Genomic DNA, 11,708 nt, shown 5'->3' with positions numbered 1-11,708 from the left:
GTCAGTGGGGCTCGCGCAGTCCGGCGATGAGCAGCCCGGCCAGCCGCCTCGCGTCGTAGCCGGCATCGTCTCCCGCGCCGACGCAGAGGTTGCCGACGCCGCGCATCAGCTCGTAGGCCTTGATGTCGGACCGGATCTCGCCCGCGTCCGCCGCGGCGTCGAGCAGCTGGGCGCAGACCGGCACCAGGCGGTCGAGGAACCAGGAGTGCAGCGACGCGAAGCCGGCGCTGTCTCCCCGCAGCACGGCAGCGAGCCCGTGCTTGGTGACCAGGAAGTCGACGAACATGTCGATCCACCGCCCGAGCGCGGCGTACGGCGTCGGGCCCGCCGCGAGCAGTGCGGGGCCGGCCGCGGCGCAGGCCTCCACCTGGTGCCGGTAGACGGCGATGATCAGGTCAGCCCGGGTCGGGAAGTGCCGGTAGATCGTGGCCGTCCCGACGCCGGCCTCGGCCGCGATGTCGCGTACCGGGGCCTCAACACCGGACCTGACGAAGACCGCGGCGGCCGCGTCGAGCAGCGCCGCCTGGTTGCGCCTGGCGTCCGCCCGCCTGGGCCGGGCAGCTTGCCCCAAGCCGTTGATCTCCTGCACCGCACCGTCGTCCACCGCACCGTCCCTCAACAACCGAGCTTGCTAAACGGGACACTGTCCCGTATTGTCAATCGGGACAAGGTTCCGTTTGACTGAGCATAGAGGAGTGACCCGGTGAAAGACACCTCCCGGCCCAGCTTCGGCATCATGACCGCCCCGATGCAGGTCTCCTACCAGGACATCCAGCAAGTCTGGCGCGAGGCGGACGCGATCGCCGAGATTGAGCACGCGTGGCTGTTCGATCACCTGATGCCGATCGCCGGCGATCCCGACGGGCCGATATTCGAGGGCTGGACGCTGCTGTCGGCCATGGCCGCGCAGACCCGGCGACTACGCCTCGGCCTGCTGGTGACGAGCAACCGGTTCCGGCCACCCGCGATGCTGGCCAAGATGGCCGCGACCGTCGACGTCGTCTCGGGCGGGCGCCTCGACTTCGGCATCGGCGTCGGCTCGCGCCCCGGTCACCCGCTGGCCCGGCGCGAGTACGAGGCTTACGGCCTGCCCTTCCACGAGACGGACCGCGCCGTGCGAAACTTCGCGGAGGCGTGCACGGTGATCCGCAAGCTGTGGACCGAGGACAAGCCGTTCGACTTCCACGGCGACACCATCCAGCTCACCGGGGCATTCTGCAACCCCAAGCCCGTCCAGCGGCCTCATCCGCCCATCATGATCGGCGGGCGCTCTGCCGCCACGCTGCGGGTGATCGCCGAGCACGCGGACCTGTGGAACCTGCCAAGCGGTGACATCGCCGACGCGGTGAGCCGCGGCGCGCTGCTCGACCGCTACTGCGCCGAAATCGGCCGCGACCCCGCCGAGATCACCCGCTCGATCCCGGTGCCGGTCTCCTACGACCAGCCCGCCCGCACCAGGGCCGCGATCGCCGCAGCGCTTGACGCCGGCTTCCGCCACATCATCCTCGGCCTGACCCCGCCCTACCCGCCCAGCGTCGCCCGCTGGGTAGCCGACGAACTTATCATCCCCAGCCAGGCCGTGTAGGGTGCGCGGGTGCCGCCGTTGACCCGGGACCGGCCTACCGCAGCGCCCGCGCCCCATCAACGTTAGCCCGAGTCGGTTGCGGCCAGGGACGCCGTCGGCTAGAGCAGCAGCAGCTGATGGGCCTTGACCGCGGCCTCGGTGCGGGTGGCCGCGCCGAGCTTGGCGAGGATGTTCGATACGTGGACGCTCGCCGTCTTCGGTGAGATGACGAGCGCGGTGGCGATCTCCCGGTTGGACCGCCCGGCCGCGACGAGGCGCAGGACCTCGAGCTCCCGGCCGGTGAGCACGGGATCGCCCGCGTCACTGTCCGGACCGACCCGGCGGGTCAGGTCGGTAATCTCCGCGGCGAGCGGGCCCACGCCGAGCCGCTCCGCGAGCGGGGCCGCGCGGCGCAGCCGGCTGGCCGCCTCACGGGTGGCCCTGGCAGCCAGCGCGGTCCGCCCGGCGTGTATCAGCGCGAGGACGGCGGGGAAGGGCTGCCCGACCGCCTCCCACGCGTCTGCCGCGGCGTCCGCCGCCGCGAGCGGGTTCACGGGAACGGCGTCCTCGCTGGCTGAGTCCGCGGAGCCAGCCAACGCACCCGCGAGCGCCGTGAACGAGAGCTGCCAGGCCTCCTGCACCGGGCCGAACGCTGCCAGCTTGCCCGCGCTCAGGCGCAGCTCGTGGAGCAGGCTGGCGGCGGCCTCACCGGGGGCGCGCCTGGCCGCGTACGCGGCGGTGGTCAGCAGCGGCCAGACCCACCGGGGGCTGCTCTTCTGCAGGTCGTAGCGGGTGATCAGCTCGGCGGCGAGGTCGGTGGCCTGGACCGGGCCCTGGGTGGCCAGGGTGATCGCGATGTCGAAGGTGGCGAGCGGCAGGTGGTACTGGTCCTCGTAGACGGCGCCTGACAGCACCGCGCGTGCGGAGGCGGCGCGCCTGAGCGCTGTCTCCAGGTCACCGCGGGCGGCCGCGAGCCAGCCGAGGATGAGCCACAGGGCGGCCCGGGTGAGCGGGGGCGGCGCCAGGTCAAGTGCGCGTTCGGCCACCTCGGCCGCCTCGTCCCAGCGACCGAGGTGGAACAGCGGCTCGGCGACGTTGATCGCGAGGAAGGCGCCACCGGTGCGGGCCAGGCCGTGCCGCTCGGCGTCGACGATCCCTTCCTGCGCCGCCCGCGCCGCCTGCTCGAACTCGCCCGCGCCGCACAGCAAGTGCGATTCGAGTATCGCCAGCTTGAGCGAGCGGTGGAAGGCGTCGGTCCGTTCCAGCACCCGCGCGGCCTCCGCGAGCAGCTCAAGCGGCTTGCTGCCTGGCCCCGCCATCTGGCTTGCCCCGGCCTCCATCATGGCCAGCGAGGCGAGAGCGTGTCCCTCCGCGTCCGGGTCGCCGTCCTCGCGGGCGTACTCGAGCGCCTCCTCGGCCCAGTCGCGGAACTCGGGGTCGTTATCGGTGCAGCGGGCCCCGGAAAGCAGCAGCTGGGTCCGCGCCTGCGTGGACAGCGACGCGGGCACGAGCGCTAGTGCGCGACGCAGGTCGGCGATGCGCGTGCCCATCCCCAGGCTGCTGCGGAACGAGGACCGCCGCTCGAGCAGCAGCGCGTACCGCAGGGGGTCAGTAGCCTCGTCGACCAAGGTCAGCGCGAGTTCGGCGATCGCCAGGCCGCGCTGCAGCTCACCGGCGTCATCGGCGGCGCTCGCCGCCTCCTGGAGCACGCGCACCCGGTCGGCGCCGATCAGGGTCGCCGCGTTGGGCACCTGCTCCCACAGCTCGAGGACCCGGTCGAGCAGCATCAGGCGTTCGGCGTGCGCCATCCGGTTCGAGGTCTGCACGGCCGCGTGCCACGCGCTCACCAGCGCACCGGTCGTGTTGTGCGCGGAATACCAGTGGTGGGACTTCTCGATCTCCACGCGCCCGCGGGAGACAAGCTCCGGTTCCGCCTCGATCGCCTGGGCGAACCGGGTGTGCACCGCGGAATGCTCGCCCGGCAGCAGGTCGGCGTGCACCGCTTCCTGGATGAGCGCGTGCCGGAACCCGTAGCCGTCGGCGTGCGCCACCAGCACGTTCGCCGCCACGGCAGGCCGGATGGCGGCCGCGAGCTCGGCAGCGCCGAGCCCCGTCACCTGGGCGAGCAGTGCGTCGCTGGTCACCCCGCTGCCCGCGCTCGCGATGCGCAGTACGTCCTGACTGTCCTCCGGCAGCCGCCGCACCGCCTGCAGCAACAGGTCCGCCAGGGTGTCGGGCACCGCGTCGCACTGGCCGGCGCAGAGGAGGAGCTCCTCGGTGAACAGCGGATTGCCCTCGGCACGCTGGAAGATCGAGTCGGCGAGCGCACGGTCGGGGGAGGTGCCGAGTATCGCGGTCGCCAGTTCCTCGGCCTGGCCGCGGGTAAGCCGCGGCAGCTCGTGCCGCTCTACCCACTCCACCCGCGCCAGCTCGGCGAGCAGCGGCCGAAGGGGATGGGTGCGGTGCAGCTCGTCGGAGCGGAAGGTCACCACGATAAGCACGCCGCGCAGCGCGCGCTGGTAGCCGATGAGGAACGCGAGCAGGTCGCGGCTAGAGCGGTCAGCCCAGTGCGCGTCCTCCACGATCAGGACGACCGGCCGGTGCGCCGCGAGACGCTCAAGCAGTGTAAGGAAGCCCTCGAAGAGCTGTGCGCGGGCCTCGCCCGCGGTGCGGATGCTGGTGCGGCCGTCGTCGGCCAGGGCGCTCACCGCCGGCTGGCCGTCGTCGCCGGCCTCCCGGCGAGCGGCGAATTCTGGCAGCAGCCTGGCCAGCTCACGCGCGGCCCGCCCGCTGCCGGACAGCAGACTCCCGATCTCGCCAGCGTCGCTTTCCCTGACGAAATCGCGCAGCATCGCGGTGAACGGGCTGAACGGCAGGCCGTCGGCGCCGAGTTCCAGGCACGCCCCGGTTAGCACCCGGGCCCCGGCGTCACGCGCGACCGTGGTGAACTCGCCGATCAGTCTCGTCTTGCCCATCCCGGCCTCACCGCCGATGAGCATGGCGGCAGGGTCGCCCCGGCGGACCGTCTCGAGTGCGGCCTGCAGGGCGGCCATTTCCGCTGTCCGTCCGACAAGGACTGGGCTGGCTCCGCGTCTGCTCATCTCACCATTCAGCATCGCATGAGGGCCCGACATTCCAGCCCGCCCCGTGTGGAGCGGGCTGGAATTCGGCCCGAATTCTCTGCTGTCTGACATGGCGGATGCCTGCCCTGCTCAGCGGGGGTTTACCGGCCCGCGCGCGCGTGCCGCCCGCGCCCCGCCTCCGGCCGCTGCGCGGGTACGGTCTCCCGTCCCGCCGCCGCGAGCAGTTCGTGCGGGTAGTCAGGGATCGCCGGCGTGGCGATCGGCTCCGCGGCCTCGTTCCGCGCGCGCCGCCTGGCCCGCGCCGCCGCCCGGCTCACCCTGGCCTCGCCGTCCTTGACCGCTGCGCGCTGCTGGTCGGCGATCCGCTGCCGTGCCACTTCGTACATGATGCTGTGCATTTGGGTTCCTCCCCGATCCTGGGAGACCGCCTTGGTTTCCCGTATTTACAGGTTCGGTCTAAGGTCCCCCCGTCCGGCTATTGGTCGTTCGCCTTATCTTGGGCGTCCTTGACGGCTTAGGCGCGTGACCCGTCTTAGGCACTGCCCAGAGACAGAGGTCAGGGCAGCGGCCAGGGGCAGAGGTCAAGTCGAACGCGGCGCCGCAATACAATGGAAGGTGCCGCGATTCGCGCGGCCAGCCAGGCGCCGCACCGAAGCGCCCATCCGACCTGGCGCAGACCCGATGCCGAATGAGCGAGATTCACGCATGCCCGCACAGCAGGAGACCATCATGACGACCGCGCCAGGACTGGCCACCCGCGACGACCTGCGCAATGTCGCCATCGTGGCGCACGTCGACCACGGCAAGACCACGCTGGTCGACGCGATGCTGTGGCAGTCAGGCGCGTTCGGCGCGCACGCTCATGTCAACGAGCGGGTGATGGACTCCAACGACCTGGAGCGCGAGAAGGGCATCACCATCCTCGCGAAGAACACCGCGGTCAAGCACGGCGGCCTGACGGTCAACATCATCGACACGCCGGGCCACGCGGACTTCGGCGGCGAGGTGGAGCGCGGCCTGTCGATGGTGGACGGCGTGGTGCTGCTCGTCGACGCGTCCGAGGGGCCGCTGCCGCAGACCAGGTTCGTGCTGCGCAAGGCGCTCGAGGCGAACCTTCCCGTCATCCTCGTCATCAACAAGGTGGACCGCCCCGACGCGCGTATCGCCGAGGTCGTCGACGCCTGCTACGAGCTGTTCATGGACCTGGACGCGTCCGAGGAGCAGATCGAGTTCCCGATCGTCTACGCCTCCGCCAAGGTTGGCCGGGCCAGCCTCAACAGGCCGCAGGACAGCCAGCTGCCGGACAGCGAGAACCTCGAGCCGCTCTTCGACACCATCAAGAGCACGGTGCCCGCCCCGGTCTACGACCCGACCGCACCGCTCCAGGCGCACGTGACGAACCTGGACGCCTCCTCCTACCTCGGCCGCATCGCGCTGTGCCGTGTGCACAACGGCACGCTCAAGCGCGGCCAGCAGGCCGCCTGGATCAAGCACGACGGCTCGATCGAGCGGGTGAAGATCACCGAGCTGTACCTCACCGAGGCGCTCGAGCGCAAGCAGGCCGACGAGGCGGGTCCTGGCGACATCGCCGCGATCGCCGGCATCGCCGACATCATGATCGGCGACACCCTCGCCGACCCGAACGACCCGCGCCCGCTGCCGCTGATCACCGTGGACGAGCCGGCCATCTCGATGACGCTCGGCACCAACACCTCGCCGCTGGCGGGCCGTGAGCGGGGCACCAAGGTCACCGCACGGCTGGTCAAGGACCGCCTCGACCGTGAGCTCATCGGCAACGTGAGCCTCCAGGTGCTGCCCACCGAGCGTCCCGACGCCTGGGAGGTCCGCGGGCGAGGTGAACTCGCGCTCGCGATCCTGGTCGAGACCATGCGCCGGGAGGGCTACGAGCTGACCGTCGGCCGCCCGTCCGCGGTGACCAGGGAGATCGACGGCAAGACGCACGAGCCGTTCGAGCGGCTGTCCATCGACGTTCCCGAGGAGTACCTCGGCGCGGTCACGCAGCTCGTCTCGGTGCGCCGCGGCCGGATGGAGACGATGACCAACCACGGCACCGGCTGGATCAGGCTCGCGTTCCTCGTCCCGTCCCGCGGGCTGATCGGCTTCCGCACCCAGTTCCTCACCGAGACCCGCGGCACCGGGATCGCGCACCACGTGTTCGAGGGTTACGAGCCGTGGGCCGGCGAGATCCGCGGCCGCGCCACCGGCTCGCTTGTCGCCGACCGGACCGGCGCGTCCAACAGCTACGCGATGTTCAACCTGCAGGAGCGGGGCTCGCTGTTCGTTTCCCCGACCACCGAGGTGTACGAAGGCATGATCGTCGGCGAGAACTCCCGCGCCGACGATATGGACGTGAACATCACCAAGGAGAAGAAGGTCACCAACATGCGGCAGTCGACCGCGGATGAACTCGAGCGGCTCGTCCCGCCGCGCATTCTCAGCCTGGAGCAGGCGCTCGAGTTCTGTGCCGAGGACGAATGCGTCGAAGTGACCCCGACGGCGGTCCGGCTGCGCAAGACCGTCCTCGATGCCAAGGAGCGCGGCCGCGTCCGCGGGCGCATCTCGCGCGAGCAGTAATCGTCTAATTAACCCCCTGTGCATGAGAAATCTGCACAGGGGGTATCAGCCCCTTATCGCAGTGATCGCCGCGGCGGAACTGAAACGGGGGCAAGTTATGAGCCAGCCGCTGGCTTCATTTCAGATAGGCTCGAACATCCAGGATCGGCTTAACACGGCATTCCATTCCGTACCGAAAATCCTGGTATTCCTGGTCATTCTGGTAATCGGATGGTTTGTCGCTACTGCCGCGATCGTCATCGTGGCGCTCGGCGTCATCGCCGTCTTCAACCAAGTGGGACTCGCCACGGCCGTCACCCGGCCGATCCTCTATACGGTGCTGCTGACCTGCGGCGCGATCATCGCGATCGGCGTCGGCGGCGGCTTGATCAAGCCGATGCAGGCCCGCTGGGAGCGCATGCTGGCCGCCGCGGAACGCGAGACGAGCAGCCAGTTCGCCGCCTACCAGCAGGGCCGCACCGCCACGCAGGGCCAAGCCAGACAGCAAGCCCAGCAGCAAGCCCAGCAACAAGACGAGCGACAAGCTCAGCAGCAAGCCCAGCAACAAGACGACCAGCCGCCCACGGTCTGCCCGCAGCCCGCAGGCCAGCCCCCAGGCCCGCGCTACCTGCAGAGCCACGGCTTCGCCCGCGGCGCCGGCTACCTGCGCAGCCCCGTCTTCTCTCCGGGCCCCGGCTATCACCAGAGCCTCGGTCACCAGCAAAACTCCGACCAGCTCCAGGAAACGGGCATCCAGGACGACCCGGACAACTACCCCGGCGGCCAGTACATGTAGTCGCCAGGCCGCCCGCCGGCCCCGCGTCGCACAGCAAAATGCAAACGAATTCAAAATCTATCATCGCGAACGGTTGCGGCTGACTCTCCCCGCCGCCAGTACCTGTCCCTTTCGGTGATGCCTCATCGGCCCGCCCCTGCCGCATTCCATCCGATAGCGCCCAATTCCGCGCGCTCGATAACAACTCACGCCCCAATGGTCACACAGTTAATACGCAGACCGCGCCGATAATGGTGCGATCCCCGAATAGCGGCATGATCACGGAAATTACGATTACAACGGAAACTTTTCCCCGAATCGGGGTCTTTGTTTCCATCAGGAGGAAAGTTTCCAAGATCATCGCGGCCATCTTGCGTTTTTCGAATAGCCATAATTACTCTCGGTGTCTGTCGCCGTGGCGCCAGGGGCAAGCGCTGCGGCCGCCGGGGCAGCGGAGCGCCCGGTGCGCGGGGGTGGACATCTCGGCCTTTCAGCACGCCGGCCGGGCGATCGACTGGCGGCTGCTGGCCGCGGAGGGCATCCGCTTCGTCGGGATCAAGGTCACGGAGAGCACCTACTACACGAACCCGTTCTACAAGGCGGACGCGCGGGCGGCCTCCGCCGTGGGCCTCGCCATGCTGCCCTACGCGTTCGCCAACCCGGCGGCCGCCAACAGCACGAGCACCGCGTGGTTCGCGGTCCGTGCCGTCCGCACCCCGGCCCTGCGCGGCAGGTCGCCCCTGGACGTCGACCTGGAGAACGACCCGTACAAGAAGAACAGGGACTGCTACGGGATGCGCGGCAGGCGGATGATCTCCTGGATCTCCAGCTTCACCACCACCGTGCGCAAACTCACTGGCGGGTGGCCAATCATCTACGCCACGGCCGCCTGGTGGCGCGAGTGCACGAGCGATACCCGCGGGTTCCCGCACGACCCGCTCTGGCTGGCCCTGTACGGCGCGGCGCCCTCCGTACCCGCGCACTGGGCCAGGTGGACGTTCTGGCAGAACAGCGGCGGCGGCCACGTCCCCGGAGTCGGCCGGGTCGACCTGGACTACTTCCAGCCGACCGGCGTGTACCCCGGGCTGTTCCCGCCGTCAAAGGAGAAGAAGACGGGACAGCGGGCGAAGACGGGACACGCGAAGAAGCGGCACGTCCGCAAGGTGCGCCACCGGAAGGTGACGGTGGCGACCGCGACCAAGCACGTGCAGCTCCCGGTGCACAGGGCACGAACGACAGCGGTGAGCACGTCATCGCCCGGTCATGTCGTCAATTTACCGGTAATTCAATTCAAATCATCAGGTCCGCCCTTCTTCGCACTAACCCGTTGATAGGCTCCCCGGGTGAATCGGCTCAGGCGGCGCAGCAGAGTAGCGGGAAGCGTTTTCGTTCTGATGGCGGGACTGGCCGCCGCGGTGGCCATCCACACGGGGCTGCAGGAGCCGGCGGCGAACGCCGCGGTGGCCGCTCCGTCGGCCCAGGGCACGGACGTGTCGAACCTAACGTCGGTGTCGAGCTGGGCCAACGTCAAGGCGGCCGGCATCACCTTCACCGGCGTCATGGCATTCGACGGCGCCTCGGTCAACAATCCCTCGTACAACGCGCAGGTGACCGGCGCGCTCGCGCAGAACCTTTTCGTCATGCCCTACGTCGTCGCCGACCCGCTCAAGATCGGCGGCGCCGCGCAGTTCGCCAAGGCGTGGCCGGTGATCGACGGAGTTACCAGCGCCCCCTACGCGGGCGGCGGCCAGTACCTCCCCGTCGCGCTCGACATGGAGGCGCAGCCGCAGGTGACCCCCGACGCCTGCTACGGGCTGAGCAAGGCCAGCATGGTCGCCTGGATCCAGGCGTTCCTCAACGCGGCGCAGCAGCAGACCAGCGTCACGCCCATCGTCTACTCGAACCCGAACTGGTGGCAGGCCTGCACCGGCGGCAGCACCGCCTTCGGCGGCTATCCGCTGTGGATCGCGGACTACGGCGTGCGCGCACCCGCGATCCCGGTCGGCTGGTCCGGTTACACCTTCTGGCAGAACTCGGGCAACGCGACGCTGAACGGCATCGCCGGCGCCGGCCAGGCCGACCTGGACCAGCTTGGCGGCGACCTCATCACCGTCAAGTCGGGCACCAGCGGCTCGTTCCAGGTCCGGACGCTCAGCTCGCTGGCCGGCCAGCCGGTGACCTACTCCGCGGCGAGCACGCTGCCGAACGGGGTCTCGATGTCCGCGAGCGGCAAGCTGAGCTGGACGTCGGCCGCGCCGGCCGGCGCGCTCGCCGTCAAGTGCCTCGACGTGGTGGGCGGCTCCACCGCCAACGGCGCGAAGCTCCAGCTCTACACCTGCAACTCGGCCGACCTCGGCCAGGTGTGGCAGGCCGGCACCGACAGTCAGCTGGTCAACGTGAAGTCGAAGAAGTGCCTCGACGTCCCGGTGGCCCGGGCCGGCAACGGCACCCGCGCGGTGATCGAGCCCTGCGCCAATTCCGCGACGCAGCCGAACGAGCACTGGCTCAGGCCCGCCGCTCCCCTCGTGTCCGGCACGCCGGGCAAGTGCGCCGCCGTCTCCGGCGCCGCGGCCGTCCTGGCCGGCTGCGCGAACACGACGGCACAGCACTGGCAGGCGCAGCCGGACGGCACCGCCAGGGCAGCGGGCAAGTGCCTGGCGAGCGGGACCACCGCGGGCTCGGCGGTATCGGTCGCGGCCTGTTCCGGTGCGGCGTCCACCAAGTGGCAGCTGGTCAGCAAGAACCCGGTGGCCGTCCAGGTGTCAAGCGGCGGCCTGTGCGTCACGGTTCCGTCCTCGGGCATGCGCCTGATCATGGAACCCTGCGTCAACAACGCCACCGACACCTGGCAGCTCCGCTAGCGCGAAGCGCCCGTAACCCGAAAATTCCGGGTTACGGGCGCTCGCAGTCAGCCAAACCGGCCGTACTACCGCTTGCCTGGCACCGCCGGGGTGCCCTTGTCGGCAGGCCGCCGCGAGATCTTCGAGCCGAGCCAGACCAGCGGGTCATACTTCCGCCCGGCGACGCGCTCCTTCATCGGGATGAGCGCGTTATCGGTGATCTTGATGTGCTCGGGGCAGACCTCGGTGCAGCACTTGGTGATGTTGCAGTAGCCGAGGCCGAAGTCGTCCTGCGCGATGTCGCGCCGGTCGGCCTCGTCGGCCGGGTGCATCTCGAGCTCCGCGATCCGCATGAGGAAGCGGGGGCCGGCGAAGGCCTCTTTGTTCTCCTCGTGGTCACGGATCACGTGGCAGGTGTTCTGGCACAGGTAGCACTCAATGCACTTGCGGAACTCCTGCGACCGGTTGACGTCCTCCTGCTGCATCCGGAACTCGCCCGGCTTGATGGACGGGTCGGGCGAGAATGACGGGATCTCCCGCGCCTTGGCGTAGTTGAACGACACGTCCGTGACCAGGTCCCTGATGACCGGGAAGGTCCGCATCGGGGTGATCGTCAGCGTCTCGTCCTCGGCGAATGTGTTCATCCGGGTCATGCAGCCGAGCCGCGGCATGCCGTTGATCTCCATCGAGCACGAGCCGCACTTGCCTGCCTTGCAGTTCCACCGCAGCGCCAGGTCCGACGCCTGGGTGGCCTGCAGCCGGTGCAGCACGTCGAGGACGACCTCGCCCTCGTTGACCTCGACCTTGTAGTCCTTCAGCTCGCCGTTGCCAGCGTCGCCGCGCCAGACCCTGAGCTTCGCCAGGTAGCCCAC

Annotated in this window: 9 protein-coding genes; 5 read left to right on the top strand and 4 right to left on the bottom strand. The window is 69.6% G+C overall.

The genetic code is table 11. The features are described from left to right. Nucleotide 1 precedes the first annotated feature (1 nt). On the bottom strand, nucleotides 2-604 hold the full coding sequence (locus EAS64_RS02200) for a TetR/AcrR family transcriptional regulator (protein WP_246115488.1): 603 nt from the start codon (nucleotides 602-604) through the stop codon (nucleotides 2-4). Between the two features lie 99 nt (nucleotides 605-703). Between EAS64_RS02200 and EAS64_RS02195 the strand changes: the two genes are divergently transcribed. Then, nucleotides 704-1,585 (top strand): LLM class flavin-dependent oxidoreductase, encoded by an 882-nt coding sequence (locus EAS64_RS02195; RefSeq protein WP_222848926.1) that lies wholly within the window; start codon nucleotides 704-706, stop codon nucleotides 1,583-1,585. A 98-nt stretch (nucleotides 1,586-1,683) separates the two neighbouring features. Here the strand turns inward: EAS64_RS02195 and EAS64_RS46625 are convergent, their stop codons facing one another. Further along, nucleotides 1,684-4,665, bottom strand: a complete 2,982-nt coding sequence (locus tag EAS64_RS46625; RefSeq protein ID WP_145851024.1) for a helix-turn-helix transcriptional regulator — start codon at nucleotides 4,663-4,665, stop codon at nucleotides 1,684-1,686. Between the two features lie 122 nt (nucleotides 4,666-4,787). Next, complete coding sequence (locus EAS64_RS02185; RefSeq protein WP_145851023.1) at nucleotides 4,788-5,045, bottom strand: hypothetical protein; 258 nt, start codon at nucleotides 5,043-5,045, stop codon at nucleotides 4,788-4,790. A gap of 331 nt (nucleotides 5,046-5,376) precedes the next feature. Here EAS64_RS02185 and typA point away from each other — a divergent pair, with 331 nt between their 5' ends. The 4 genes from typA (at nucleotide 5,377) to EAS64_RS02165 (ending at nucleotide 10,857) form a co-directional block, all read left to right on the top strand. Next, the gene (gene typA / locus EAS64_RS02180) at nucleotides 5,377-7,242 is read left to right on the top strand and encodes a translational GTPase TypA (protein ID WP_145851022.1); all 1,866 of its coding nucleotides are present in this window, start codon (nucleotides 5,377-5,379) and stop codon (nucleotides 7,240-7,242) included. A gap of 97 nt (nucleotides 7,243-7,339) precedes the next feature. Beyond that, entirely contained in the window at nucleotides 7,340-8,017 is a 678-nt protein-coding gene (locus EAS64_RS02175) for a hypothetical protein (protein WP_145851021.1), read from the top strand. 452 nt (nucleotides 8,018-8,469) lie between these two features. After that, nucleotides 8,470-9,327 (top strand): GH25 family lysozyme, encoded by an 858-nt coding sequence (locus tag EAS64_RS02170; RefSeq protein WP_187365635.1) that lies wholly within the window; start codon nucleotides 8,470-8,472, stop codon nucleotides 9,325-9,327. Nucleotides 9,328-9,390: 63 nt separating this feature from the next. Continuing rightward, entirely contained in the window at nucleotides 9,391-10,857 is a 1,467-nt protein-coding gene (locus EAS64_RS02165) for a GH25 family lysozyme (RefSeq protein ID WP_145851019.1), read from the top strand. A gap of 65 nt (nucleotides 10,858-10,922) precedes the next feature. On the opposite strand, the gene EAS64_RS02160 is transcribed toward EAS64_RS02165, so the two are convergent. Next, the gene (locus EAS64_RS02160; protein ID WP_145852278.1) at nucleotides 10,923-11,708 is read right to left on the bottom strand and encodes a succinate dehydrogenase/fumarate reductase iron-sulfur subunit; all 786 of its coding nucleotides are present in this window, start codon (nucleotides 11,706-11,708) and stop codon (nucleotides 10,923-10,925) included.

The organism is Trebonia kvetii (genome assembly GCF_007827045.1).
Taxonomy (GTDB): Bacteria; Actinomycetota; Actinomycetes; order Streptosporangiales; family Streptosporangiaceae; genus Trebonia; species Trebonia kvetii.
The sequence above is the reverse complement of the archived record's forward strand: the minus strand, read 5'-3'. Positions and strand labels throughout refer to the sequence as shown.